The organism is Nocardioides antri (assembly GCF_008373765.1).
GTDB classification, from domain to species: Bacteria; Actinomycetota; Actinomycetes; order Propionibacteriales; family Nocardioidaceae; genus Nocardioides; species Nocardioides antri.
The window spans coordinates 851,830-878,100 of sequence record NZ_VUJW01000001.1 but is presented as its reverse complement, the minus strand read 5'-3'; the positions used below and the strand labels follow the sequence as shown (position 1 = coordinate 878,100).

The 26,271-nt window shown below is 71.8% G+C and carries 24 protein-coding genes and 1 riboswitch; of the genes, 17 read left to right on the top strand and 7 right to left on the bottom strand.

From position 1 onward, the window contains the following. The first annotated feature begins 20 nt into the window (after positions 1-20). The 14 genes from F0U47_RS04295 (at position 21) to F0U47_RS21980 (ending at position 13,205) form a co-directional block, all read left to right on the top strand. Positions 21-1,961, top strand: a complete 1,941-nt coding sequence (locus F0U47_RS04295; RefSeq protein ID WP_149749033.1) for an acetoacetate--CoA ligase — start codon at positions 21-23, stop codon at positions 1,959-1,961. A gap of 16 nt (positions 1,962-1,977) precedes the next feature. Beyond that, positions 1,978-3,327 (top strand): hemolysin family protein, encoded by a 1,350-nt coding sequence (locus F0U47_RS04290; RefSeq protein WP_149749032.1) that lies wholly within the window; start codon positions 1,978-1,980, stop codon positions 3,325-3,327. Beyond that, the gene (locus F0U47_RS04285; protein ID WP_149749031.1) at positions 3,320-4,372 is read left to right on the top strand and encodes a hemolysin family protein; all 1,053 of its coding nucleotides are present in this window, start codon (positions 3,320-3,322) and stop codon (positions 4,370-4,372) included. The genes F0U47_RS04290 and F0U47_RS04285 overlap by 8 nt, the downstream gene beginning before the upstream one ends. Positions 4,373-4,462: 90 nt before the next feature. Further along, entirely contained in the window at positions 4,463-5,011 is a 549-nt protein-coding gene (clsA, locus tag F0U47_RS04280; RefSeq protein ID WP_223162659.1) for a cardiolipin synthase ClsA, read from the top strand. After that, on the top strand, positions 5,011-5,907 hold the full coding sequence (locus F0U47_RS04275) for a DUF881 domain-containing protein (RefSeq protein WP_149749029.1): 897 nt from the start codon (positions 5,011-5,013) through the stop codon (positions 5,905-5,907). Before clsA ends, F0U47_RS04275 begins: the two co-directional genes overlap by 1 nt. A gap of 4 nt (positions 5,908-5,911) precedes the next feature. Continuing rightward, the gene (locus tag F0U47_RS04270; protein ID WP_149749028.1) at positions 5,912-6,244 is read left to right on the top strand and encodes a small basic family protein; all 333 of its coding nucleotides are present in this window, start codon (positions 5,912-5,914) and stop codon (positions 6,242-6,244) included. After that, the gene (locus tag F0U47_RS04265; protein ID WP_149749027.1) at positions 6,237-7,004 is read left to right on the top strand and encodes a DUF881 domain-containing protein; all 768 of its coding nucleotides are present in this window, start codon (positions 6,237-6,239) and stop codon (positions 7,002-7,004) included. Before F0U47_RS04270 ends, F0U47_RS04265 begins: the two co-directional genes overlap by 8 nt. Positions 7,005-7,014: 10 nt before the next feature. After that, a complete protein-coding gene (gene gcvH, locus F0U47_RS04260; RefSeq protein ID WP_149749026.1) occupies positions 7,015-7,401 on the top strand; it encodes a glycine cleavage system protein GcvH in 387 nt (128 codons plus the stop codon). A gap of 103 nt (positions 7,402-7,504) precedes the next feature. Further along, the gene (locus tag F0U47_RS04255; protein WP_149749025.1) at positions 7,505-8,014 is read left to right on the top strand and encodes a zinc-ribbon and FHA domain-containing protein; all 510 of its coding nucleotides are present in this window, start codon (positions 7,505-7,507) and stop codon (positions 8,012-8,014) included. Positions 8,015-8,019: 5 nt separating this feature from the next. Further along, positions 8,020-8,751, top strand: a complete 732-nt coding sequence (ftsR, locus tag F0U47_RS04250) for a transcriptional regulator FtsR (protein ID WP_246159422.1) — start codon at positions 8,020-8,022, stop codon at positions 8,749-8,751. A gap of 42 nt (positions 8,752-8,793) precedes the next feature. Continuing rightward, positions 8,794-9,261: a bifunctional nuclease family protein gene (locus tag F0U47_RS04245; RefSeq protein ID WP_149749024.1), complete on the top strand. Its 468-nt coding sequence runs from the start codon at positions 8,794-8,796 to the stop codon at positions 9,259-9,261. 142 nt (positions 9,262-9,403) lie between these two features. Further along, the gene (locus tag F0U47_RS04240) at positions 9,404-10,000 is read left to right on the top strand and encodes a MerR family transcriptional regulator (protein ID WP_149749023.1); all 597 of its coding nucleotides are present in this window, start codon (positions 9,404-9,406) and stop codon (positions 9,998-10,000) included. A 26-nt stretch (positions 10,001-10,026) separates the two neighbouring features. Further along, positions 10,027-10,117: riboswitch (glycine riboswitch) on the top strand. 74 nt (positions 10,118-10,191) lie between these two features. Beyond that, positions 10,192-13,062, top strand: coding sequence for an aminomethyl-transferring glycine dehydrogenase (gcvP, locus tag F0U47_RS04235; RefSeq protein WP_149749022.1), 2,871 nt, complete (start codon positions 10,192-10,194; stop codon positions 13,060-13,062). 20 nt (positions 13,063-13,082) lie between these two features. Next, positions 13,083-13,205, top strand: coding sequence for a hypothetical protein (locus F0U47_RS21980; RefSeq protein ID WP_281290962.1), 123 nt, complete (start codon positions 13,083-13,085; stop codon positions 13,203-13,205). 9 nt (positions 13,206-13,214) lie between these two features. On the opposite strand, the gene F0U47_RS04230 is transcribed toward F0U47_RS21980, so the two are convergent. Next, the gene (locus F0U47_RS04230; RefSeq protein WP_149749021.1) at positions 13,215-13,829 is read right to left on the bottom strand and encodes a hypothetical protein; all 615 of its coding nucleotides are present in this window, start codon (positions 13,827-13,829) and stop codon (positions 13,215-13,217) included. Between the two features lie 68 nt (positions 13,830-13,897). Continuing rightward, a complete protein-coding gene (locus F0U47_RS04225; RefSeq protein WP_246159421.1) occupies positions 13,898-15,319 on the bottom strand; it encodes an MFS transporter in 1,422 nt (473 codons plus the stop codon). A gap of 76 nt (positions 15,320-15,395) precedes the next feature. On the opposite strand from F0U47_RS04225, the gene F0U47_RS04220 reads away from it, so the two are divergent. Then, positions 15,396-15,833 (top strand): winged helix-turn-helix transcriptional regulator, encoded by a 438-nt coding sequence (locus F0U47_RS04220; protein ID WP_149749020.1) that lies wholly within the window; start codon positions 15,396-15,398, stop codon positions 15,831-15,833. A 49-nt stretch (positions 15,834-15,882) separates the two neighbouring features. Here the strand turns inward: F0U47_RS04220 and F0U47_RS04215 are convergent, their stop codons facing one another. From F0U47_RS04215 to pepN, 4 genes are read right to left on the bottom strand one after another with little or no spacing between them, the layout of a single operon-like run. Continuing rightward, the gene (locus F0U47_RS04215; RefSeq protein ID WP_149749019.1) at positions 15,883-17,274 is read right to left on the bottom strand and encodes a metallopeptidase TldD-related protein; all 1,392 of its coding nucleotides are present in this window, start codon (positions 17,272-17,274) and stop codon (positions 15,883-15,885) included. Then, positions 17,271-18,791 carry a TldD/PmbA family protein gene (locus F0U47_RS04210; protein ID WP_149749018.1) on the bottom strand — a complete coding sequence of 507 codons (1,521 nt, stop codon included), beginning with the start codon at positions 18,789-18,791 and terminating at the stop codon, positions 17,271-17,273. The genes F0U47_RS04215 and F0U47_RS04210 overlap by 4 nt, the downstream gene beginning before the upstream one ends. A 23-nt stretch (positions 18,792-18,814) precedes the next feature. Further along, complete coding sequence (locus F0U47_RS04205) at positions 18,815-20,185, bottom strand: DNA recombination protein RmuC (RefSeq protein ID WP_149749017.1); 1,371 nt, start codon at positions 20,183-20,185, stop codon at positions 18,815-18,817. A 30-nt stretch (positions 20,186-20,215) separates the two neighbouring features. Next, positions 20,216-22,675, bottom strand: coding sequence for an aminopeptidase N (pepN, locus tag F0U47_RS04200; protein ID WP_149749016.1), 2,460 nt, complete (start codon positions 22,673-22,675; stop codon positions 20,216-20,218). A gap of 128 nt (positions 22,676-22,803) precedes the next feature. On the opposite strand from pepN, the gene F0U47_RS04195 reads away from it, so the two are divergent. Together F0U47_RS04195 and F0U47_RS04190 are read left to right on the top strand one after the other, a co-directional pair. Then, positions 22,804-24,513 carry a SpoIVB peptidase S55 domain-containing protein gene (locus F0U47_RS04195; RefSeq protein ID WP_149749015.1) on the top strand — a complete coding sequence of 570 codons (1,710 nt, stop codon included), beginning with the start codon at positions 22,804-22,806 and terminating at the stop codon, positions 24,511-24,513. A gap of 58 nt (positions 24,514-24,571) precedes the next feature. Further along, on the top strand, positions 24,572-25,468 hold the full coding sequence (locus tag F0U47_RS04190; RefSeq protein ID WP_149749014.1) for an oxidoreductase: 897 nt from the start codon (positions 24,572-24,574) through the stop codon (positions 25,466-25,468). A gap of 36 nt (positions 25,469-25,504) precedes the next feature. On the opposite strand, the gene F0U47_RS04185 is transcribed toward F0U47_RS04190, so the two are convergent. Continuing rightward, a complete protein-coding gene (locus F0U47_RS04185) occupies positions 25,505-26,236 on the bottom strand; it encodes a peptidylprolyl isomerase (protein ID WP_223162632.1) in 732 nt (243 codons plus the stop codon). Positions 26,237-26,271: the final 35 nt, after the last annotated feature.

Genomic DNA, 26,271 nt, shown 5'->3' with positions numbered 1-26,271 from the left:
CGCCTCACTAGAGTCGCCTCATGCGTGCCCCCGACTGGACACCGCCGTCCACTCACGAGCGTCCCTACCGGATCGAGGAGCTCGCCCGGCTGGCGTCCTCGGCGGCTTACGCCGGCCGCGACCTGACCGCCCCCGGCGTCGAGGGCTACGACGCACTCTGGCGCTGGTCCGTCGACGACCTCGACGGGTTCTGGCGCTGCGTCGCGGAGTACCTCGGCCTCGACCTGCCCGGTCCGGCGCTCGCCGAGGAGCGGATGCCCGGCGCGGTGTGGTTCCCCGACGCGCGGGTCAACTACGCCCGCGCCGTGCTCGACGGCCGCCCGGACGACGAGGTGGCAGTGGTCGGGCTGACCGAGGACCCGGGCGGGACCCGGACCCTGACCTGGGCGGAGCTCCGGGCCGAGGTGGCCGGCGCCGCCGCCCGGTTCCGCGAGCTGGGGGTGGGGGAGGGCGACCGGGTGGTCGGCTACCTGCCCAACACGCCCGACACGATCGTCGCCCTCCTCGCGACCGCGAGCCTCGGCGCGATCTGGTCCGTGTGCGGGATGGACTACGCGGCGTCCGCCGCGCTGGCCCGGTTCGGGCAGCTCGAGCCGAAGCTGCTGGTCCACGCGACGTCGTACGTCCACGGTGGGAGGACGCACGACCGCTCCGAGGTCGTCGCGGAGCTGAGGACGGCGCTGCCGTCGCTCGTCGCGACGATCGACGTGGGGGACGTCGAGTGGGCCGAGGCGGTCGGCGCCGATCCGGCTCGCGAGCTGGAGTTCGTCGAGGTGACGTTCGACCGACCCCTGTGGGTGCTCTTCTCCTCCGGCACCACCGGCAAGCCGAAGGGCATCGTGCACGGCCACGGTGGCGCCCTCCTCGAGCAGGCCAAGGTCGCCGCCCTGCACTTCGACCTCGGGCCGGGGGAGCGGCTGTTCTGGTACACGACGCCGTCCTGGATGATGTGGAACTTCGTCGTCGGCGGCCTGCTCACCGGCGCCTCCGTCGTCGCGTACGACGGCAGCCCGGCCCACCCGGCCACCGACCAGCTCTGGGCGATCACCGCCGACCACGGTGTGACCGCGACGGGCATGAGCCCGGCGTACGTCGCCGCCTGCCAGAAGGCCGGCGTCGGGCCGCAGGGCCACGACCTCTCCCGGCTGCGCCGCGTCGGCATCTCGGGCTCGACGTTCCCCGCCGTCAGCCACCGCGCCCTCGCGGACGCCCTCCCGCCGGTCGTCCAGATCGCCTCGATCAGCGGCGGCACCGACGTGGTCAGCGCGTTCGTCGGCCCCGCGCCGACCACCCCGGTGTGGGCGGGAGAGCTGTCCCGCCCGTGCCTGGGCGTGGCCCTCGACGCCTACGACGAGTCCGGCGCCCCCGTCCGCGGCGAGGTCGGCGAGCTGGTGGTGACCCGGCCGATGCCGTCGATGCCGGTGATGTTCTGGGACGACCCCGACGGCGCGCGCTACCACGACGCGTACTTCGACACCTTCCCCGGCATCTGGCGGCACGGCGACTGGATCACCCTCACCGACCACGGCTCGGTTGCCATCCACGGCCGCTCGGACGCGACCCTCAACCGGAAGGGGATCCGGATGGGCAGCGCTGACATCTACGAGCCGGTCGAGGCGCTGCCGGAGGTCCGCGAGGCGCTCGTCATCGGCATCGAGCGCCCGGACGGCGACTACTGGATGCCGCTCTTCGTGGTGCTCGGCGACGGCGTGGAGCTGGACCAGGCGCTCGAGACCCGCATCAAGGACGCGATCCGCACCCACGCGTCACCGCGGCACGTGCCCGACGACGTCATCGCCGCGCCCGGGATCCCGCACACGCGCACCGGCAAGAAGCTCGAGGTGCCGGTCAAGAAGGTGCTGCTCGGCCAGGACCTCAGTGGCGCGCTCGACCCCGGCAGCGTCGACGCCCCCGAGCTGCTCGAGTGGTACGCACAGGTGGGTACGCTTCACCGACCATGACACCTGGCCAACCTCGATGACGACGGCCCTGCTCCTCCTCGGACTCGCGATCCTGCTCGTGCTCGCGTGCGGGATGTTCGTCGCCGCGGAGTTCGCGTTCGTCACCGTCGACCGTGGCCAGGTCGACAAGGCGGCGGCCGAGGGCGACGCCACCGCCCAGGGCGTCCAGCGGGCGGTCCGGTCGCTGTCGACGCAGCTGTCGGGCGCGCAGGTGGGGATCACCGCGACCAACCTCGGCATCGGGTTCCTCGCCGAGCCGGCCATGGCGGAGCTGCTCCGCAGCCCGCTGGAGGCAGCAGGGGTGCCGGAAGGCGGGGTCGGCCCGATCGCGCTCACGACGGGACTGGTCCTCAGCACCATCATCACGATGCTGATCGGCGAGCTGGTGCCGAAGAACATCGCGCTCGCGCTCCCGATGCGGACCGCCCGGGCGACCCAGGCGCCGATGCGCGCGTTCACGTCCGCGATCAAGTGGCCGATCCGGGTGCTGAACGGCGCGGCGAACGCCATCGTCCGCCGGCTGGGGATCGAGCCGCAGGAGGAGCTGCGGTCGGCCCGGAGCTCGACCGAGCTGGCCTCGCTGATCCAGCGCAGTGCGCACGTCGGGACGCTCGACCCCGAGACCGCAGAGCTGATGGAGCGCTCGGTGGAGTTCGGCACCCGCACGGCGGGCGAGATCATGACGCCGCGGGTCCGGACCCGCTCGCTGGAGGAGACCGACCGGGCGAGCGCGGTCATCGACCTCGCCCGCGAGACGGGGCACTCGCGGTTCCCGGTCCTCGACGAGCACGACAACGTCGTCGGGACGGTGCACGTGAAGCACGCCGTGGCGCTGCCCGTACCCGAGCGTGCCACCACCCGGGTCAGACACTTGATGGCCAAGCCGATCGTCGTACCCGACAGCCTGCGCCTGGACCCGCTGATGGCGCTGCTGCGGAAGGACGGCTTCCAGATGGCAGTCGTCCTGGACGAGTACGGCGGGCACGCCGGCATCGTCACGCTCGAGGACGTGGTCGAGGAGATCGTCGGTGACATCTCCGACGAGCACGACCGCCTCGGCAGCCGCGGCCGGCTCCGGCGCGACGGCAGCTGGTCGCTCTCGGGCCTGCTGCGGCCCGACGAGGTCGAGGACCTCACCGGCATTCCGCTCCCGGAGGGCGAGGACTACGACACCATCGCCGGGCTCGTGCTCAAGCTGCTGGGCCGGATCCCGAGCAGCGGCGACGAGGTCGCCGTACCCCTGACCGAACGGCTGGACGACGAGGACGCGCCGGCCCGCACGGCCGTGCTGTCCGTCGAGCACATGGATGGGCTCCGGGTCGACCGCCTCGTCCTGCGCGACGGGGAGGTGACCTCCGATGAGTGAGGTCGCCGCGCTCGCGCTGACGGTGCTGCTGCTCGCCGGCAACGCTTTTTTCGTCGGCACCGAGTTCGCGCTCGTCTCGGCCCGCCGCAGCCAGATCGAGCCGCGGGCACAGGCCGGCTCCCGGCTCGCCCGCACCACCCTGCGCGCGCTGGAGCAGATGCCGCTGATGATCGCCGGCATCCAGCTCGGCGTCACGGTCTGCTCGCTGCTGCTCGGCGCCATCGCCGAGCCGGCGATCGCCCACCTCCTCGAGCCTTTGTTCGAGGCGGTCCACATCCCGCACGACCTGCTGCACCCGGTCGCGTTCACCATCGCGTTGAGCATCGTCGCCTTCCTCCACGTCGTGCTCGGCGAGATGGTCCCGAAGAACATCGCGCTGGCCGGCCCCGACCGGGCCGCGCTCCTGCTGGCGCCCCCGATGCTGGCCTTCGTGACCGTGCTGCGGCCGGGGATCGTCGCGCTCGACGCGATGGCGAAGGCGATCCTGCGGCTGATCCGGGTCGAGCCGAAGGACGAGCTCAGCTCGACGTTCACCCGGGAGCAGGTCGCGGCGCTGGTCGAGGAGTCGCGGGGCGAGGGCCTGCTGGCGAAGGACGAGTACGACCGCCTCTCGGGCGCCCTCGGCTTCACCGAGAAGTCGGTGGAGGCGGTGATGATGCGTCCCGACTCGCTGACGACCGTCCGCCGCGGTTCCACCGGCGCCGACGTCGAGGCGCTCTGTGCGGCCACCGGCTACAGCCGGTTCCCGGTCGTCGACGCCGGGTCCGACGAGCTGGTCGGCTACCTGCACATCAAGGACGTGCTGGAGCCCGACGAGGCCCGCCGGCAGCGGCCGATCGCCGACCGCTGGGTGCGCCCGTTCGCGACCGTGGGGGAGGGCGCGCTGCTCCACGACGTGCTCGAGAACCTCCAGCGCCGGGGCGCCCACATGGCCCGCGTGGTGACCGACGACGGGGCCACCCTGGGTGTCGCAGCCCTCGAGGACGTGATCGAGGAGCTCGTCGGCGAGATCCGCGATGCCGCCCACTCCGACGAATCAGGGTGACAGGAAACTAGGGTGTCTCTCGTGGCAGGCCCGACGACGAGCGATCGAGGTGGGTCGGGCGACGTCTTCACGCTTCCCAACCTGCTGAGCATGGCGCGACTCGCCGGCGTGCCGCTGTTCCTGTGGCTCGTGCTCGGCCCGGAGGAGGACGCCTGGGCGCTGGTGGTGCTCATGGTCTCGGGCATCACCGACTTCCTCGACGGCTGGCTGGCGCGCAAGCTCGACCAGCAGTCGGCGCTCGGGCAGATCCTCGACCCCGTCGCCGACCGGCTCTACATCCTCGCCGTCGTGATCGGGCTCGCCCTGCGCGAGATCATCCCCTGGTGGCTGGCGGTGTCGCTGCCGCTGCGCGACCTCCTGCTCTGGGGCCTGGTCCCGCTGCTCCGCACCCGCGGCTACAGCGCGCTGCCGGTGCACTTCCTCGGCAAGGCCGCCACCTTCAACCTGCTCTACGCGTTCCCGCTGCTGCTGCTCGGTGATGGCGACGGCACGGTCGCGACCCTCGCCCAGCTGTTCGGGTGGGCGCTGGCGCTCTGGGGGATCGGGCTCTACTGGTGGGCAGGGGTGCTCTACGCCTGGCAGGTGCGCAAGCTGCTGGCCACCACCGAGCGACGACCGGCGCGGTCGGCAGGCCCGTGATGACGGACCCCCAGGCCGCGCAGCAGCCGCCGCCCGTGCCCGACGCGGCCGCTCGGGTGCGCACGCCGCTACTCGCGCTGATCACGGCGGAGTCGCTGGAGCGCGACTACCAGATGGTCGCCCGCCGACGAGCCGCCGGCGGCAGCCCGCCCGGCGGGCCCAGCAAGGCCGCCGGCCGGGCGGGGGTGGTCGCTGTGGCGCTCGTCTTCGGCGGGCTGGTCACGCTGGCCGCCGTCGAGACGTCCGCCAACGCCGACGTCGACAGCGCCAGCCGCGCCTCGCTCATCGAGCGGATCGAGGCACGCGGCGAGGCCGTACGCCGGCTGCAGGGCCGGATCTCCGACCTCCGCGAGGAGAACGCCGACGCCGAGGCCGACCTCCTGGAGCTGGGCAACGCGGTCAACGCCGCCGAGGGCCAGGCGGCCGAGATCGGCGCGGCGTCGGGCTTCACCCCGGTGGTCGGTGAGGGGATCCGCATCGAGCTCGACAACGCGTCGTACGCCGACCCCGACACCGAGCACATCCGCGACTCCGACCTCGCGCTGCTCACCAACGCGCTGTGGTCCGCCGGTGCCGAGGCGATCGCGATCAACAACCAGCGGATCAGCTCCCGCACGGCGATCCGCAACTCGGGCACGGCGATCGAGGTCAACAGCACCGGCATCGCGCCGCCGTACGTCGTCACTGCGATCGGCAACCGCGACACCCTCTCGTCGCGCCTGCTCGAGACGAGCAGCGGCGCCGCCTTCGCAGTGCTGGCCGGTCAGTACGGCTGGACCTACGAGGTGGATGATGTCGGCGAGGTGCGGCTCCCGGCTGCGCCGGGCAGGCTTCGGCTACTACGGTCTGCTGAGCAGGCCACGGAGAGCGGACGACACCCAGAAGGGGACGAGTAGACACGTGATCGCAGTTCTCGGCCTGCTCGTCGGGGTCCTTCTCGGACTCGTCTTCCGTCCCGACGTGCCGCTCGGGCTCGAGCCCTACCTCCCGATCGCCGTCGTCGCGGCGCTCGACGCGGTCTTCGGCGCGCTACGCGCCTACCTCGACGGGATCTTCGACGACAAGGTCTTCGTCGTCTCGTTCCTCAGCAACGTCGTGATCGCGTCGGGGATCGTCTACCTCGGCGATCGGCTCGGGGTCGGCGGCCAGCTCTCGACCGGCGTCATCGTCGTCCTCGGGATCCGGATCTTCACCAACGTCGCCGCGATCCGGAGGCACGTCTTCCATGCCTGACCAGGTCCCGTCAGCACCCGATCCCGGTCCCGGCCCCGTTCCCGGTCCCCGGGAGCGGATCGTGTCCGGCCTGCTCCGACCGTCCCGCAGCCAGCTCGTGGTCGGGCTGCTGCTCGCGGTGCTCGGCTTCGCCGCCGTCACGCAGGTCCGGATCACCGAGACCGACGACACCTACTCCGGCCTCCGGGAGCAGGAGCTGATCGACATCCTGACCGCGCTCGCCGGCACCCGGCAGCGTGCGGAGGACGAGATCGCCGAGCTGGAGGCGGTCCGCGACGACCTCAGCGACGACACCAGCGCCCGCCGGGCGGCGCTCGAGCAGGCGCAGGCGGACGTGGACGAGCTCAGCGTCCTCGCCGGCCTGGTGCCGGTCACCGGCCCCGGGATCCGGATCACCATCGAGGAGGAGACGGGACGGGTCAGCCTGTCCTCGCTGCTCGACACGATCCAGGAGCTGCGCACCGTCGGCGCCGAGGCCATGCAGCTCAACGGAGCCGTGCGGATCGTGGCCGACACCTCGTTCGAGGAGACCGAGGGCGGGTTCCTCGTCGACGGCGAGCTCGTCGAGGCGCCGTACACCCTCGACGTGATCGGTGAGCCGTCGGTCCTCGCGTCGTCGCTCCGGTTCCTGCTCGGGCCGCTGGCCCAGCTCCAGGAGGACGGCGCGACGGTGGAGGTCGACGAGCGCAGCTCGATCGACATCGAGTCGGTGCACGAGCCCGAGGATCCTGACTTCTCCACCCCTGACCCCGATGAGTAGCCTTCAGCCCATGACGCCTGACGACCTCAAGTACACCGTCGAGCACGAGTGGCTGCGCACTCCCGGGGAGCAGGAGGGCTCGGTCCGCGTGGGCATCACCGACTACGCGCAGGACGCTCTCGGCGACATCGTCTACGTCTCCCTCCCCGAGGTCGGCACCACGCTGGCGGCCGGCAGCGCGTGCGGCGAGCTGGAGTCGACGAAGTCGGTGAGCGACGTCTACGCCCCGGTCGGCGGTGAGGTCGTCGCCCGCAACGAGGCGCTGGACGCCACGCCCGAGCTGGTCAACAGCGACCCGTACGGCGACGGCTGGCTCTTCGAGATCGTGCCCGCCGATGCCGGCGAGCTCGACCAGCTGCTCGACGCGGCCGGTTACGAAGCCCAGATCGCCGGCTGACCTCGGCGGCACTCGCACCTGCTCCGACCAACTCCGGTCGCAGCGGTGTAGGTTCGAACCATCGACCTCAACCTCACCCTGAGGGAATGCCCGAGGAGACCTGATGCCCTTCTGCACCGCTTGCGGGCGGCAGAACCCCGACGACGCCAAGTTCTGCTCCCAGTGCGGGACCCGACTGGTCGCGCCGGAGCCGACGATCGATCCCAACGACGCCACCGCGACGATCAGCTTCACCGGCGGTGAGAAGGTCGAGACCTCCGACCGCCAGCTGAGCCCGATCGACGCCGCGGCGGTCGACGCACTGCCGGTCGGCTCGGCCCTGCTGGTGGTCCAGAAGGGGCCCGGCGCCGGCAGCCGCTTCCTCCTCGACCAGGACGTCGTGAACGCCGGCCGGCACCCGGACAGCGAGATCTTCCTCGACGACGTGACGGTCTCCCGTCGCCACGCGGTCTTCAACCGCTCCGGCGACGGCTACACCGTCAGCGACGTCGGCAGTCTCAACGGCACCTACGTCAACCGCGACCGGATCGAGACGGTGCCGCTCAAGGACAGCGACGAGGTCCAGATCGGGAAGTACCGTCTGGTGTTCTTCGCAGGGCACGAGGACGTCTGACGCTCGTGGGGATCCAGTCCGCAGAGCGCCACGAGGCGCTCCTCAACATCGGCCAGGTCCTCGACCTGCTGCGCTCGGACTTCCCCGACATCACGATCCCGAAGATCCGCTTCTGGGAGGAGAAGGGGCTGATCAAGCCCCAGCGCACGCCGGCGGGTTACCGCAAGTTCTCCGACGCCGACGTCGACCGGCTGCGCTACGTCCTGCGGATGAAGCGCGACCACTACCTCCCGCTCGACGTCATCCGCGAGCACCTCGACGCCATCGATCGCGGCCTCGAGCCGCCCCAGATCGACCCGGTCGTCCCCACCGTCCCCAAGGTCGCGCTCGCTGCCGACGGCCTGCCGGCCGCCGAGTCCTTCCAGCGCACCGACCGGTTCCGCCTGTCCCGCAAGGAGCTGGTCAAGATCGCCGAGATCGAGGAGGACCTGCTCAAGCAGCTGGAGGACTACGGCCTCATCACGGCGACCGCGACCGGTCACTACGACACCGACGCCCTCGTGATCGCCCAGGCTGCCCGGGAGCTCGCCTCGTTCGGCCTCGAGCCCCGTCACCTGCGCGCGTTCAAGACCGCCGCCGACCGCGAGGTCGGGCTGGTCGAGCAGGTCGTGGCCCCGGTCCGGCGCGGCCGCGACGCCTCCGCGTCCGCCCGGGCGGAGGAGGCGATCAGCGAGATCGCCGCCCTGTCCGTCCGGCTGCACGCGACCCTCGTCAAAGCAGGCCTGCGCCGGCTCTGACGGTCCTCCTCCGGCTCTCCGCCCGCGGAGTAGGGTGGATGCATGCGCGAGGTCGACGTGATGGGTGTGCGGGTGGAGATGCCCTCGAACCAGCCGATCGTGCTGCTGCGCGAGGTGTCGGGGGACCGCTACCTGCCGATCTGGATCGGCGCGGTCGAGGCCACCGCGATCGCCTTCGCCCAGCAGGGGGTGGTGCCGCCACGGCCGCTGACGCACGACCTGATGAAGGACATCCTCACCGCGACCGGCAACGAGCTGGCCGAGGTGCGGATCACCGATGTCAAGGACGGCGTCTTCTACGCCACGCTCGTCTTCGGCTCCGGCGCCGAGGTGAGTGCGCGGCCGTCCGACTCGATCGCGCTCGCGCTGCGCACCGGCACCACGATCTACTGCTCCGAGGAGGTCCTCGACGAGGCGGGTCTCGCCGTCCCGGCGGAGCAGGAGGACGAGGTCGAGAAGTTCCGGGAGTTCCTCGACCACGTCTCGCCGGAGGACTTCGAGGCTCACTGATGGCTCGCACGGACTGCCTCACCCTCAAGTTGAGGGTGAGAGTTGCGACACGCCGGGGTGACGTCTTGGACATTGCCCACCCCCGCGCCGTACCTTGAAGAGTCCGATTGATCCGGACCCCACGACTCGACCGGAGGACCGCGTGAACGAGCACCAGCCCGACGCAGGCAGCCAGGCTGCCAACGTCGCTGCCGGCGTCGCCGAGGAGCAGGGCCTGCTCTTCACCGACGACGTGTCGCCCCTCCCGAGCGACCTCGGTTATCGCGGTCCGACCGCCTGCAACGCGGCCGGCATCACCTACCGCCAGCTCGACTACTGGGCCCGCACCGGCCTGATCGAGCCGAGCGTCCGCGGCGCGAGCGGCAGCGGCTCGCAGCGCCTCTACAGCTTCCGCGACATCCTCATCCTCAAGGTCATCAAGCGCCTTCTCGACGCGGGCATCTCGCTCCAGCAGATCCGCACGGCGGTCACCCACCTTCGGGAGCGCGGCACCGACGACCTCACCCAGGTCACCCTGATGAGCGACGGCGCGTCGGTCTACTACTGCACCAGCAACGACGAGGTCATCGACCTGCTGCAGGGCGGCCAGGGCGTGTTCGGCATCGCGATCGGCGGCGTCTGGCGTGAGATCGAGGGCACCCTTGCCCAGCTCCCCAGCGAGCACGCCGCCCAGGAGCCGACCGAGCCGCTCGCCAGCGACGAGCTGGCCGCGCGTCGCGCCGCGCGCAACGCTGTCTGAGCCTCCGGCTGGTAGTCTCGGCCTGCTGATCCCGCGCGGGAGAGTCTGGGCCCGACCCAGCGCCGAAGGGGCAAATCCTCCCCGGAACCTCTCAGGCACCAGGACCGCGCGGACGGGCGACTCTGGAGCTGCGGCGTTGCGGTGACAGAGGGGGAGGGTGACGTGATCACACGATCCGAGGAGCCCCTCCGTTGTCCGACCAGCCCACTCTTCCCGAGCTCGACGGCGTGCTGCCGTTCGTCAGCCGCCACCTCGGACCTGACGACGCCGCGACTGCCACGATGCTCGACCGGCTCGGGTACCCCTCGATCGAGGCGCTCATGGCGGACGCCGTGCCCGCCGGCATCCGGACCTCGGAGCCGCTCGACCTGCCGGCAGCGCTGAGCGAGGCCGCCGTCGCCGAGGAGCTCCGCTCCCTCGCCGCGGCCAACCGGCCGGGCGAGCCGATGATCGGCCTCGGCTACCACGCCACGGTCACGCCGCCCGTCGTACGCCGCAACGTGCTCGAGGACCCGAGCTGGTACACCGCCTACACGCCGTACCAGCCGGAGATCTCGCAGGGCCGGCTCGAGGCGCTTCTCAACTTCCAGACGATGATCAGCGACCTCACCGGACTGCCGACCTCCGGCTCGTCCCTGCTCGACGAGGGCACCGCGGCTGCGGAGGCGCTCGCGCTGGTGCACCGGGCGCGGCGCAACCTCAACGGTCCGTTCGTCATCGACGCCGACGCGCTGCCGCAGACGATCGACGTCGTGCTCACCCGCGCCGAGGCGATCGGCACCGAGGTCGTGGTCGCCGACCTGACCTCCGGCCTGCCCGACGGCGAGCTGGCGGGCGTCCTCATCCAGTACCCCGGCACGTCCGGTCGGATCCTGGACCCGCGCCCGCTCATCGAGGCCGTCCACGAGCGCGGCGGCCTCGCCGTGGTGGCGGCCGACCTGCTCTCGCTGACCCTGCTCGAGGCGCCGGGCTCGCTCGGCGCCGATGTCGTCGTGGGCTCGAGCCAGCGGTTCGGCGTGCCGCTCTTCTACGGCGGACCCCACGCGGGGTTCATGAGCGTCACGGCAGGCCTCGAGCGCCAGCTCCCGGGTCGCCTGGTCGGGGTCTCCCAGGACGCCGAGGGGCGGCCCGCCTACCGGCTCGCCCTCCAGACCCGCGAGCAGCACATCCGCCGCGACAAGGCGACCTCCAACATCTGCACCGCCCAGGTGCTGCTCGCGGTCACGGCGTCGATGTACGCCGTCTACCACGGGCCGGAGGGCCTCCGGCAGATCGCGACCCGCACCCACCGCTACGCCGCGGTCCTCGCGCACGCGCTGACCGCGGGCGGCTTCGCGCCGACCACCGAGCAGTTCTTCGACACCCTGACCGTGCCGGTGCCCGGCCGCGCGGCGGACGTCGTCACTGCTGCCCGCAGCCTCGGCGTGCACCTCCGGCTGGTCGACGCCGACACCGTCGCGCTGTCGACGTCGGAGTGCACGACCAGGTCGACGGTGTCGACCGTCCTCAGGGCGTTCGGCATCGAGGGCACCGACATCGACGGCGTCGACCGCACCACGTCCGACGCCCTGCCCGCCGACCTGCGCCGGACCACCGAGTTCCTCACCCACCCGGTCTTCAACACCCACCACAACGAGACGTCGATGCTGCGCTACCTGCACCGGCTCTCCAACCGCGACTACGCGCTGGACCGCGGGATGATCCCACTCGGCTCCTGCACGATGAAGCTCAACGCGACGACCGAGATGGAGCCGATCTCGCTGCCGGGCTTCGCCGACCTCCACCCGTTCGTGCCGGCCGGGGACGCCGGCGGCTACCGCCAGCTGGTCGCCGAGCTCGAGAGCTGGCTGGCCGAGGTCACGGGCTACGACACGGTCTCGATCCAGCCGAACGCCGGGTCGCAGGGCGAGTTCGCCGGGATGCTGGCGATCCGTGCCTACCACGACGCGAAGGGCGAGCATGCCCGCCGCGTCTGCCTCATCCCGTCGTCGGCGCACGGCACCAACCCAGCGTCCGCGGTCATGGCCGGCATGTCGGTCGTCGTGGTGAAGGCGAACGACGACGGCACCGTCGACCTCGACGACCTGCGCGCCAAGTGCGAGCAGCACGCCGACACGCTCGCCGCGATCATGGTGACCTACCCGTCGACCCACGGCGTCTACGAGGAGACCATCACCGAGCTGTGCGAGATCGTGCACGCCCACGGCGGTCAGGTCTACATCGACGGCGCCAACTTCAACGCCCTGCTCGGCTACGCGAAGCCGGGTCAGTTCGGTGGGGACGTCTCCCACCTCAACCTGCACAAGACCTTCTGCATCCCCCACGGCGGGGGCGGACCGGGCGTGGGCCCGGTCGCCGTGCGCGAGCACCTGGCGCCGTACCTCCCGTCGCACCCGCTCCACCCCGAGGAGTCCAAGCGCGAGGGCGTGGGCGCGATCAGCGCGGCGCCGTACGGCTCCACCGGGATCCTGCCGATCTCGTGGGCCTACGTGCGGATGATGGGCGCCGAGGGACTCGCCCAGGCCACCGCCGTGGCGGTGTTGTCGGCCAACTACGTCGCCGCGCGGCTGGGGGAGCACTTCCCGGTGCTCTACCGCGGCGACTCCGGCCTGGTCGCCCACGAGTGCATCCTCGACCTGCGCGAGATCACCAGGCAGACGGGCGTCACCGTGGACGACGTGGCCAAGCGGCTCATCGACTACGGCTTCCACGCTCCGACGATGTCGTTCCCGGTCGCCGGCACGCTGATGGTGGAGCCGACGGAGTCCGAGGACCTCGCCGAGCTCGACCGGTTCTGCGACGCGATGAGCGCCATCAAGGGCGAGATCGACCGGGTCGTGTCCGGCGAGTGGAAGGTCGACGACTCCCCGCTGCACCACGCCCCGCACACCGCCCGCGCGCTGGTGGGGGAGTGGGACCGTGCCTACTCCCGCGAGGAGGCGGTCTTCCCGTCCGGCATCAGCGGTGACAAGTACTGGCCGCCGGTGGCCCGCATCGACCAGGCGTACGGCGACCGCAACCTGGTCTGCTCCTGCCCGCCGGTGGACGCGTACTCCGAGTAGGCGCGGGTACTGCATCCGGCATGACCAGCACTGGCACGCCGTCCGAACGTCCGCTCACCGATCCTGCCGAGAACCCGCGGGACGACCCGCAGACCCAGATCGCGCCGGACCCGGAGCAGCCGCTGGAGGACGAGGACCAGTAGCGAGCGCGGCTACGGGGGAGTGGACTCCTGGGTCCAGCGTCCGGAGGGGTGGCCCTCGACGAGACCTCGTGGCGCGACGATCGTCGCGGGGATGAAGCACGTGACAGTCCCCGGGCCGGGAGCGTAGGTGTAGGCGTAGAAGCCGAAGCGTGTCACCCGGTCGCCGACCGGGTGCCAGCCCGGCGGCTTCCGGTCGTGCCAGACCTCTCGTCGCAGCGTCGTCCCCGGCTTCAGAGAGAGCTCGTCCGCGCTCGACCCTCCCCAGCTGATCCGGCTCGACCGCGAGCCGGCCGACACCTCGAGGGTCCCGGCGGTGCTGCCGGCCACGGTGACGTCGGACCGGTTCACGAGGACCATCCGCAGGCCGATCTCGCTGCCGTCGGTCGCGTCGGTGGCGGTGATGCGGTAGGTGAGCCTGACCCTGGGGAGCAGCTCACGACAGCGTGCGGCCTCGCGCTCCTCCCGCTCGGCGCGACGCTCGGGACGACCGGAGGGGTCGGCTGAGCTCTGCGCGTTCGTCGCTTCCGCCGGGCCCCGGGCCGACTCGTCGGAGCTGCCGCACCCACTGGTCAGGAGGCACACGAGCAGCAGCGGCGGGAGGAGCGCGGCCGACCTCGGTCCCATGCCCGCAGTGTCGACCGCGGGCGTCCCGTGGACAAGGGGCATCATGGAGGCCGACCACCCCGCCGCGACTAGGGCAGGCGGACCGCCACCTCGGCGCGCCGTCGGCGATGTGCGGCTGCGAGACCGACCAGGACCGCCAGCACGGCAGCAACGGTCGGCACCCACAACGCCCGCCGGTAGTCGTCGAGCGCCACCGCGCTGGTGCCGTCGCCGGCCAGGACGATGGTGACCACGGCGAGCCCCAGGGCTCCACCGAACTGGAACGCCGTGTAGACAACGCCTCCGGCAGCGCCCTGCTCCGTCTCCGCGATCCCCTCCGCGGCGGCGGAGGTCAGCGGCCCGTAAACGAGGGCGAACGAGACGGCGACCAGGAGCAGGCTGGGCAGCAGGTCCAGGTAGCCCCAGTCGTCGCCGAGCGCGAGCAGCCGGCCGAAGGCGAGGGCGGCGGCCACGAGCCCCGTGGTCAGGACCGCGACGATCCCGAACCGCCGCACCAACGGCGGTGTCACCAGCGGTGCCAGCAACAGGTCCAGCCCCATGATCGCGAAGGTCAGACCGGCCTCGAGCGGGCTCCACCCCCGCAGCTCCTGCAGGTACAAGGTCACGGCGAACTGGAAGGCGAAGAACGCACCCATGAACAACAAGCCCGCCAGGCTCGCGTGCGGCAGCAGCTCCTCGCGCAGCAGTCCGAGCCGCAGCAGCGGGAACCGGGAGCGGCGCTCGATGACGACGAACGCGACCAGGAGCAGAGCGGCGACCGCGAGCGGCAACCAGGTGTCGCCGAGGTCGCGGCTCTCACCCAGCTCGATGACGGCGTACACGACCGCCACCATCCCGGTCGTCACGGCGATCGAGCCTGCGACGTCGAAGCCGCCCGCCGCGGCGGTTCGCGGCTCGTCCGGCCGGATCAGCCTTGCACCGGCGGCGAGCAGCACCACGCCGAGAAGGGCGGGCGCGTAAAAGACCCAGCGCCAGCTCGCGGTCGTGAGCAGGCCTCCCGCGACCATCCCGAGGACGAACCCGGCAGCGCCGACGGCGCCGTAAACGACGAGGGCGCGGTCGCGCAGAGGGCCCTCGGGGAAGGTCGTCGTGACGATGCTGAAGCCGGCCGGTGTCATGAACCCGGCCGCGACCCCGGTGGCGAACCGGGCCAGCACGAGCACCCAGTCGGCGTCGGCAAAACCTCCGAGGGCGGAGAAGACGACGAAGACGGCGAGGGAGGCGAGGAAGACCCGGCGCCGGCCGAGGAGGTCGGCAGAGCGGCCGCCCAGGAGCATGAAACCCGCGTACCCCAACACGTAGGCGCTGATCACCCAGTGCGCCGAGCCGGCGCTCAGCCCGACGTCGTCCGCGATCGCGGGTACGGCGACGTTGAGCATCGCGATGTCACTGCCCTCCAGGAACAGGGCGCCGCAGACGACGAGCAGTAGGCCCCACGCGCGGGGCGTCATCTGCGGTTCGCTGCTCGCTCGGGTGGGGCTCGTCGTCACGTCGGTCTCCTCCTGGTTATGGATCGTTACTGGGTTCCTTGTTGTAACTGACTCCATCCTGGGTGAAGATCGGTTCATGACGGAAGAAGGCACTTCGGCGTCACCGGGTTCCTCCGCGGTAACCGACTGCGGCTGCCCGGAGCCGTTCCAGTGGGACACCCGGGAGGGCTGTGAGGTGCGGCAGATCCTCGACCGGATCGCCGACAAGTGGTCCCTGCTGGTGATCTCGCTGCTGGAGCAGCGGACCATGCGGTTCAACGAGCTGCGCCGGGCGATCGACGGGATCAGCCAGCGGATGCTGACGGTGACGCTGCGCAACCTCGAGCGCGACGGTCTGGTCTGCCGGACCGTCCATCCGGAGATCCCGCCGCGCGTGGAGTACCACCTCACCGCGCTCGGCTGCACCCTGCTCGACATCATCCAGTCGCTGGTGCACTGGACCGAGGAGCACCAGCACGAGATCGCGCACGCCCGCGCGGAGTTCGACGAGCGGGCCGCCGACAGGTCGGCCTGAGGTCGCACAGCTCCCCGGTGCAAGCAGCATGCTCCGACCGGGCGGCGTCCTACATCGCCTGGGAGACGCTCGACATGTTGAAGTCCGGGACCCGCAGCGCCGGCGTGGCCGTCCGCGGGAAGTAGTCGGCGCCCCACTCGCGGCTGAAGCTGCGGGTCGTCTCCGAGGCGTGGGTGAACCGGCCGAGCAGGTCGATCGGGCTCTCGTTCCAGCGGAAGTTGTTGACGGCGCCGGTGATCTCGCCGTTCTCGACGAGGTAGACACCGTCGCGGGTGAGGCCGGTCAGCAACAGGCTCTGCGGGTCGACCACCCGGATGTACCACAGCGAGGTGAGCAGCAGGCCGCGCTCGGTGCCGGCGACGAGGTCGTCGATCGTGCCGGTGCCCGTGTCGATCTCGAGCACGAGGTTGTCGACGTACGGCGTCGCCGGCTGCTGGGTCATCGTGGCGGTGTGCCGGGTCTGGACGAGTGCGGACAGCTCGCCGTCGCGGATCCAGTCGGTGCGCGTGAGCGGGAGCCCGTTGTCGAACACCGAGCTCTCCGAGTCCGACGCGCCGACGACGGCGAAGGGCGCGCACGCGATGCCGTCGCGGCCCGGGTCGGAGGAGAGGTGGACGCCCGGCGCCGTGATGCGCTGCCCGATCCGGGTGCCGGTCGGACGCTGGCTGTAGACCGACTGTCCCTCCCAGGCGTCGCGGGCACCGGCGTACCAGTAGGTGTCGATCATGAGGTCGGCGAGGGCCGTCGGCGGCAGGATCGTGTCGTAGCGGCCGGCCGGCAGGTCCACCCGTCGCTCCGCCCAGCCGAGACGCCGGGCGAGCTCCTCGTCGTAGGCCAGCGGGTCGATGTCGGAGAAGTCGTTGGTCGCCGCCGCCACCCATGCGCTGGTGGCGAGGTCGGCGCTCTTGGCCGTGCACGCGAAGTGGCCGCTCGGCTGGGCGTGACGCAGCCGCAGCCCGGTGGTGGAGCCCAGGTAGGTCGTGGTCACCGCGTGGTCGACGAAGCCGTAGAGCAGCCGCCCCGCGCCGCCGGCGCGGCCGAACGCCTCGCCGAGGGCGGGCGCGACCGTGTCGTAGACGGTGATGTCGGTCGGCACCGGCGGCTCGTCCCAGTCGGCGGAGGTGCGGTCGCGGACGAGAGGGTTGGCGTCCTCCGCGGGCTCGGCAGTCCGGGCGGCAGCGTCGGCGGCCCGGGCGATCTCGGCGATCTCGTCGGCGGTGGTGGCGCTCCCGCTCGTGGAGGCCGCGGCGACGCCGTCCCCCGCGGCGACGAACGACACCACGGTCGCGGTGCGCCGGCTCATCTGGCCGTTGGTGGTGAGGGTGTTGTTGGCCCAGCGCAGGTTGGCGCTGGTGGTGTCGCGGACGATGACGAGGCAGTCGTCGGCGGTGGAGGCCGCCAGCGCGTGCTCGACCAGGTCCTGCGGGCTCGGCGAGCTCACTGGCCGCCCTCCTCGGTGGTGTTGAGGATCCGTACGTCCCGGAACAGGGCGGTGGGAGAGCCGTGGCTGACGGCGGCGACCTGCCCCGGTTGGGCCTTGCCGCAGTTGAACGCGCCCCCCAGGCGCCAGGTGTCAGGCCCGCCGACCGCCTCCATCGAGCCCCAGAACTCGGTGGTCGTCGCCTGGTAGGCGACGTCGCGGACCTGGCCGGCCAGCTCCCCGTCGACGATCCGGAAGAACCGCTGGCCGGTGAACTGGAAGTTGAACCGCTGCATGTCGATCGACCAGGACTTGTCGCCGACGACGTAGAGCCCGCGCTCGACGCGGCCGACCAGCTCCTCGGTGCTCGGGCCGTCGGCGGCCGGCTGGAGCGAGACGTTGGCCATCCGCTGGATCGGGATGTGGCCGGGGGAGTCGGCGTAGGCGCAGCCGTTCGACCGGCCGCCGTTGAGCTCGGGCATCAGCGCCGCCATCGGCCGGTCGAGCTGGAAGCCGACCAGGACCCCGTCGCGCACGATGTCCCACTCCTGGGTGGCCACGCCGTCGTCGTCGTAGCCAATCGTGGCGAGCCCGTGCTCGATCGTGCGGTCGCCGGTGACGTGCATGACCGGGCTGCCGTAGCGGAGCCGGCCGACCTGGTCGGGCGTCGCGAAGCTGGTGCCGGCGTAGTTGGCCTCGTAGCCGAGCGCCCGGTCCAGCTCGGTGGCGTGGCCGATGGACTCGTGGATGGTCAGCCACAGGTTCGACGGGTGGATCACCAGGTCGTAGCGGCCGGCCTCGACGCTGGGCGCCTTGAGCTTGTCGGCCAGCAGGTCGGGGACCTCGTCGAGCTCGGCGTCCCAGTCCCATGCCGTGCCGGGCGTGCCACCGACGACGTACTCCCAGCCGCGGCCGACCGGCGGCGCGATGCTCGCCATCGAGTCGAACACCGCGGACGTGCCGCCCATCGCCTCGAAGCCGGGCTGCAGCCGCACACGCTGCTGGGTCGTGCGGGTGCCGGCCAGGTCGGCGTAGTACTTGTTCTCCTGAACGGCGAGCAGCGACGCGGTCGCGTGGTCGACCGCCGCGCCGCGGCAGAGGCGGACGGTCCAGTCGGCCAGCACCGCGGTCTTGTCAGCGGTCGGTACGCCGAACGGGTCGACCTCGTACGACGACACCCAGGTCACGTCGTCGTAGACCGGCTCGGGTGCCAGCTCGACCGCCGTGGTGGTCATCGCGGCCGCCACCCGGGCCACCGAGACGGCGGTCTCCGCGACGCGCCGGGCCTCGTCGTCGGTCAGCACCACTCCGGACGCGAAGCCCCAGGCACCGCCGTGCACGACCCGCACGGCGAACCCGACGGAGTCGGCGTCGGCCGCACCCTGGAGCGAACCGTCGCGGACGAGGATCCGTTGCGAGCGGATCCGCTCGAACCGGAAGTCGGCGTGGCTCGCCCCGAGGTCGGCCGCCCGGGCCAGGGCGACGTCGCCGAGGCGTCGGTAGGGGAGAGCGAGGAACGTGCTGTCGATCCCGGGCATGGCCCGAAACTACAACGGGGCCGTCAACCGGCGTCGCGGTCGTCCTCGACGATCTCCGCGTCGACCGCACCGGTGTCGAGGTCGACCGCGCTGAACAGGTGGGGGAGCTCGTCGCGCTCGAGATCGGCGATCGCCTCGAAGTCGCCGCTGGTCAGCGAGCGAGGCGCCTCCTCGATCGGCGCCGGCGCGGGGATCTGAGCGGTCAGCGGCTCGGCGGCGTTGAGCTTGCGGGCGGCGGGAAGCACGGACCGCTCGAGCGAGCCGGTGAACGCGTTGTAGTCCTTGACGCTGCGCTGGATCGAGCGGCCGAGCTTGTCGACGTGGTCGGCGAGCTTCACGATGCGCCGGTAGAGCACCTGGCCGAGGTCGAAGAGCGCCTGCGCGTCCTCGGTCAGCGCCTCCTGCTTCCACGTGAAGGCGACCGTCTTGAGCATGCTCCACAGGTTGGTCGGCGTCGCCAGCACGATGCCCTGCTGGAACGCGTGCTCCATGAGGGAGGGGTCGACGTCGAGCGCGGCGTTGAGCAGCTGCTCGTTGGGGATGAACGCGACGGTGAACTCCGGGCTGACCGTGAGCCCGGTCCAGTAGCCCTTGCGCGAGAGCGCGTCGACGTGGCCGCGCACCTTCTTGGCGTGGTCGACCAGCAGTCGCTGGCGCGCCTCCGGGTCGATGCCCTCCCGGTGGGCGTCCATGAAGGAGTTGTAGGGGGCCTTGGCGTCGATCGCCATCTGCTTGCCGCCGGGCAGGGTGATCACCATGTCGGGACGGCGGTCACCGGAGTCGGCCTCGACGGTGTGCTGCAGGTCGAAGTCGACGCGGTTGAGCAGCCCCGCGCTCTCCACGAGGGTGCGCAGCTGCGTCTCGCCCCATGCCCCGCGGACCGCGTTGTTCTTGAGCACCGAGGCCAGCGTGTCGGCGGCCTTGCGCGACTCCTCCACGGACCGCTGGGTGTGCCGGATCTGGGTGGCGAGCTCGGTGTGCTGGGCGACCCGGGACTTCTCGAGCTCGTCGACCTTGCGCTGCATGGAGCGCAGGTGCTCGACCACCGGGGTCAGCGTCTTGAGCACCTGGGTCTGGCCGGACTCGCCCCGCTCGCGCTCCTGCTGCTGGGCGCGCTGGGCGGCGACGAGCTCACGGTGCTGCTCGCGGGCGTCCTCGAGGGCCTGGCGCAGCGCCTCCTCGGAGGCGAGCGCGGCGGCCAGGTCGGCACGGACGGCCGCGGCCGCCTCCGCCGCCTCGTGGCGCACCTGCAGCAGCTGTGCCTCGTGGCGGGCGGCGAGCACGGCCGGGTCCTCGACCGGCGCTGCCGGCGCCGGGGTCATCCGGGCGCGGACGAGCCAGCCGATGGCCCCGCCGAGGACCAGTCCGATGAGCAGCAGACCGATGGTTTCCATGATGGAGCCAGTCAATCAGCAGGGCCCGACTCAAACGGGGAACGCCACGGCCACCGCGCGCCTTCGTTCCAGCTCGTCGACGCGGTCACGCAGCCGGCGCAGCGCGGCCGGCGGCAGGTCGAGGTCGAGGGCGGCCCGGGCCTGCGCCACCGTCTCGTCGTCGAGGTGGGTGATGGGGAAGAACGCTTCCACGGCCACCGCCTGGACCCAGCCCTGGTGGTGCGCCACGACGGCCGGCAGGCTCTCGAAGTACGACGCGACGTACGGCTCGGTCACGGCCTGCTGACCCGGGCGCCACAGACCGGCGCCGGCGCCCTCGATCTCGTACATCGCGACCGACACCCGTCCGAGCAGGCGGTCCCAGGCGAACTCCTTGCCCTCCTCGATGGGCAGCGAGGAGACGGCTCGGGCGTGCGCCACCAGGGCATGGCCAGTGGGCGCCTCGTCGAGAGCGGCATCGAGGTCCGCCCTGCTCACCGCACCGAGCTCGGCCTGGCGCGTCCGGACCCGCCAGCCGAGGTCGTCGTCGAGGTCCACCCCCTCGGGAATCTCCTCGCCGGCCGCCCACCTGCCGAGCGCGTCGGGGTCGGAGCTGGTCGCCACCAGCGACCGGAACGCCGACAGGCGCAGCTCCGACCCGGGTTCGGTGCGCTCCACCGCCGCCGCCAGGCCGCAGTGGAGGCGGTCGAGCGTCCCCGGGGGAGCCAGCGGGACGACCGTGTCCAGCACCCAGGGCATCAGGTGCCGGGCGCTGTCGTCGGTGTCCTCGATCGGGGGTGCGACAGCCAGCAGGTCCGCCACCGCTGCCGGATCGACGAGCGCGTTGGAGAACCCCATGCGCACGCTGTTCCACGTCGTCGCCCGCAGCTGCGGGTCGAGGGTCGGCGCCAGCCGCGGCAGCGCGGCCATCGTGACCGGGTCGGGCGGAGCCACCACCCAGGTGGACTCGTCGGCGTCCAGGACCACCGGAGCGGCGGGGTCGCCCAGCTCCAGCAGGGTCGTGTCGCCCGCCAGCTCCAGCGGCGTCCGCGTCCATCCGTCCGGACCGTGCGTCGCGACCGTCAGCCGGTGCCGGCGGTCGGAGGGGAAGGCGGCCGGCGGCGTGCGTCGTACGACGGAAGCGGCGCGGTCGAGCGCCAGGAGGTCGGGGCCGGGCGTGAGGAGCCAGTCCTTGATGAACCCGTCGAGCTCGCCGGCCCCCGCCTTCGTCCAGCTCGCGAACAGGTCGTGCATGGTGGCGTTCCCGAACCGGTGCTGCTCGAAGTGGTCGCGCACGCCCGCCAGGAAGACGTCGTCCCCGAGCCGCTCGGCCAGCTGTCGGAGCACGTTCGACCCCCGCGCGTAGGAGATGCCGTCGAAGTCCTGCAATGCCGCGAGCGCGTCGACGGCGCCGTTGCCGGCGACCGGGTGCGTGGTCGGCCGCTGGTCGGCCTCCAGCCCCCAGACCCGGCGGGCGTAGGACTGGTCGACCCAGGCGTCGGTGTAGGCGGTCGACGTCGCGGCCACCCGGTACCCGATGTACTCGGCGAACGACTCGTTGAGCCACAGGTCGTCCCACCACCTCGGGGTGACCAGGTTGCCGAACCACTGGTGCGCCATCTCGTGCGCGATCAGCGCGGCGCGGTAGGAGCGCTCGGCCCGGGTGCTCGGCCGGTCGAACAGGAGCGGGTCACGGATCGTGATGCAGCCGGGGTTCTCCATCGCGCCGGCGTTGAACTCGGGGACGAACGCCTGGTGGTAGTCGCCGAAGGCGTAGCGGATCCCGAACAGCCGGTGGAGCTCGTCGAAGCTCTGCCCGGTCAGCGTGAAGAGCTCGTCGGCCTCGCGGTCGAGGGTGGCGGCGAGGCTCTGCCGCGAGCTGAGCGAGAGGCGGATCCCGTCGTGCTTGTCGGCGAGCCGGTGGTAGGGCCCGGCCACCAGCGTGACGAAGTACGTCGACAGCGGGGGAGTGGGGCCGATCGACCACTCCCGGGTGTCGTCGGTCCCGGCCACCTGTTCGGCCCGGGCGTTGCCGACGACCAGCCAGTCGCCGGGCGCGGTGACGTGCAGAGTGTACGACGCCTTGAGGTCGGGCTGGTCGAAGCAGGCGAAGACGGTCGGCGCCGCGTCCATGAACGACATGCCGTAGACGTAGGCGCGGCCGTCGGCGGGATCGACGCTGCGGTGGAGTCCCTCGCCGTCGTTGCGGAACGGCATCGTCGCCTCGACGACGACCTCGTGCGAGCCCGGGGAGAGGGTCAGCGGCAGCCGGCCCTGCTCGAGAGCCTCCGGGTCGAGCTCGGCCCCGTCGAGGGTCGCGCGGTGCAGCGCGACCGGCTTGACGTCGAGGAACGTCTCGCCGCCGGCCGCCTCGAACCGGATGGTGGTGACCGAACCGAACGTCGTGTCGTCGGTCGTCAGGTCCAGCCGGACGTCGTACGACGTCACCGTCAGCTGTTCCTTGCGCCGGACCGCCTCGTCCCTGGTCAGGCTCCGCCAACGGGTTGTCACGAAACCCACCCTAGGACCCGCAATTGCAAAGTATCTTCCGGGCGGACGCAACGTTTCCGTCGACCGGCGCGTCACACCCACACACCGCGTGACCCCCGCGCGGTCCATTCTTGGGAGGAACGACGCTGATGTCACGACTCATAGGCCCTGCCGCTCTCGCGCTCGGGCTCGCAACGCTCGCGCCGGTGCTGGCAGACAGCACCGGTGCCCATGCCGCACCGACACCCGATTGCGCGACGGCGTTCCCCGTCGCCGACCTCACGGACGGGCAGACCGTCAACGGGCTGACCGTCAGCTCCGGCACGACTCCGGAGCCCTTCACCGGGGAGGTGCTCGGCGTCCTCGAGGACGGCATCGCGCCAGGCCTCGACATGATCATGATGCGGCTCGACTCGCCGGCCATCGCCGACGCGGGCGGCATCTGGCAGGGCATGTCCGGGTCGCCGGTGTACGACGACGCGACCGGTGACCTGATCGGCGCGGTCGCCTACGGACTGGCGTGGGGGACCACGCCCGTCGCCGGCGTGACGCCGTTCGAGGACATGGACGACTACCTGGCGCCGCCGCTCGCCGCCAAGGTCGAGGTGACGCGTGCCGAGGCGCGAGCGATCTCCGCGACCGGCGAGGTCACGACCTCCCAGGCCGAGCAGGGCTTCCGGCGCCTTCCGGTGCCGATGGGCATCAGCGGCGTCGACGTCGACCGCCTGGCAGGCGCCGACCGCAAGCCCTACATCAACCGCAACGCCACGGGCATCGGCCGGTCGAACCCGGCGGCCGCCGACGGGGACGCGCTGGTCGCCGGCGGCAACCTCGCCGCCGCGCTCTCGCTGGGCGACGTCACGTCGGCAGGTGTCGGCACGGTGACGTCGGTCTGCGACGGCCGCCTCGTCGGCTTCGGCCACCCGATGCGGTTCGCCGGGCCGACCAGTTACGGCCTCGCCGCGGCGGACGCCATCTACATCCAGGAGGACCCGCTCGGGGTGCCGTTCAAGCTGGCGAACATCGGCGAGCTCGCGGGCACCATCACCGACGACCGGCTGACCGGGATCTCCGGGGCGCTCGGCCCGGTCCCGGAGGCGATCCCGTTCACCTCCGACCTGACCTTCGGCACCCGGCACCGCGTCGGTGAGACCGATGTCCTGGTGGCGGAGTCGCTCGCGGGCATCGTCTTCGGCGGCTCGGTTGGCAACCACGACCGGGTGTTCGACGAGATCGGCCGCGGGTCGGAGGTCCAGACCTGGATGATCGAGGGCACCGACGCCACCGGCGCTCCGTTCAGCGTCACCTACTCCGACCGCTACCTCGCGAACTTCGACCTCGCCTACGAGGCGTCCTACGGGCTCGCCGACGTGGTGTGGGTCCTGAGCAGGCTGGCCGGCGTCGAGATCACGTCGGTCGCCAGCATCGGCGACATCAGCCGGGAGACCGACAGCTACTCGGTCCGGAAGGTGGAGCAGAAGCGCCGCTCCGGCTGGGTCAACGTCACGAAGAAGGCCGCGAGCATCCAGGCCGGCCGGACGCTGCGGCTGCGGGTCACGCTGGTCTCGGGCACGGCCACGACGACCGTCCCGGTCTCGCTCGACATCCCGAAGCGACTCGCCGGCAGCCGCGGCAGCATGGCGGCGATCGGCGGCAACGAGATCTACTCCGAGGACATCTTCGAGGCGGACACGCTGGAGGACGTGCTCGCCGCGCTCGAGGACAGCACCCGCAACGACCAGGTCGAGAGCGACTTCCGGATCGGCCGGGGTGAGCGGAAGCTCCGCACGTCGCTGGTCTCGGAGGAGCTCGACTTGGTGGTCGACGGGGCCAAGTTCATCGACATCCGGGTGAAGTGACCGCCCACTGACGAGCGAACCCCACCACGGTCGCATGGCGTGTGGAACCCTGTGCGCCATGCGACCGTGGACTGCTGTGCCGCCCCAGTCCGGGCGGCGGTTCGTGATCACCGGGGCCAACAGCGGCGTCGGCTTCCACGCGGCCCGGATCCTCGGGTCGCGCGGCGCCACGCTGGTGCTGGCGTGCCGCAACCTGGAGAAGGGCGAGGAGGCGGCGCGACAGGTGCCGGGGCACGACGCGGGGCGGGTCGTCGTACGCCGCCTCGACGTGTCGGACCTGTCCTCGGTCCGCGCGTTCGCCGAGTCGCTGCTCGACGAGGTCGACGGCATCGACGTGCTCGTCAACAACGCAGGAGTCCTCGGCGCGCCGTTCGGGCTCACCGTCGACGGCGTCGAGACGCACTTCGCGACCAACCACCTCGGACACTTCGCGCTCACCAACCTGCTGCTCCCGCGCATCCGGGACCGGGTGGTGGTGACGAGCTCGCGGGAGCACCGCGGCGGCAGCGACCTCGACCTGGAGGACCTGGCGTGGGAGCGGCGCCGCTACCGGGCGTTCGCCGCCTACTCCCAGTCCAAGCTGGCGAACCTGCTGTTCATGTCGGAGCTGCAGCGGCGGCTGTCCGCGGCCGGGTCGGACGTCCGGGCCGTCGGCGCCCACCCCGGCGCGTCGTCGACCAACATCACCGGCGGCTCCGGCCACCCCGTCCTCACCTGGATCGGCTACCACGGGCAGCGGCTGGTGAGCATGCCTGCCTGGCGCGGCGCGCTCAACACCGTCTACGCCGCGACCATGGACATCCCGGGCGACACCTACATCGGGCCGCACGGCAGGCTCGAGCTGCACGGCTGGCCGGCGCCGGCCCGGCGCAGCAAGGCCTCGCAGGACGCCGACCTCGCGCGCCGGCTGTGGGAGGTCTCGGAGAAGCTGAGCGGGGTCACCTTCCCGCTCTGAGCCGCTCTGAGCCGCTCTGATGTGCTCGGGGCCGGGTCAGCCGACGCTGACGGACTCGATGTCGACGGCGGTCTTCGGCGTGCCGTCGCCCGGCGGGTTGGTCCCGGCGTCCGCGACCTCGGTCACGAGGTCGACCGTCGCCTCGTCGACCTGGCCGAACACGGTGTACGACGGCGGCAGCGGGCTGTCGTCGTACACGATGAAGAACTGGGAGCCGTTGGTGTTGGGCCCCGCGTTCGCCATCGCCAGGGTGCCGGGACCGTAGGTCTCGGTGCCGTCGAGCTCGTCGGCGAAGGAGTAGCCCGGGCCGCCCGCGCCGGTGCCGGTCGGGTCGCCGCACTGGAGGACGTAGATGCCCTCGGTGGTCATGCGGTGGCAGGTGGTGCCGTCGAAGTAGCCCTGCTCGGCGAGGGAGACGAAGGAGTTCACGGTGCACGGGGTGCGCGCGGCGTCGAGCTCGAACGCCAGGTCGCCGACCGACGTGGTCACCGTGACCGGAACCGTCCCCTCGACGGTCGGGGAGGCGGGCGGCGCGGTGGCGTCCGCGGCGCTCCCGTCGGGGACGTACTCGCAGGAGCCACCGGCGGTCGTCTCCGTGACGGTCGCCGTCTCGGTGGGCTCTGTGGTGTCGGAAGACTCCGTGGCCGACGGCGAGGTCTCGTCCCGCGCGGCGCCCTCCGGCTCCTCCTCCCCGCACGCGGCGAGTCCGAGGGTCAGGACGAGGGCTGACGCCACGAGGGCAGGACGGGTGAAGGAGCGAGCGCGCATGACCGGCATCGTAGACACCCGGCGGTTGCGGACCT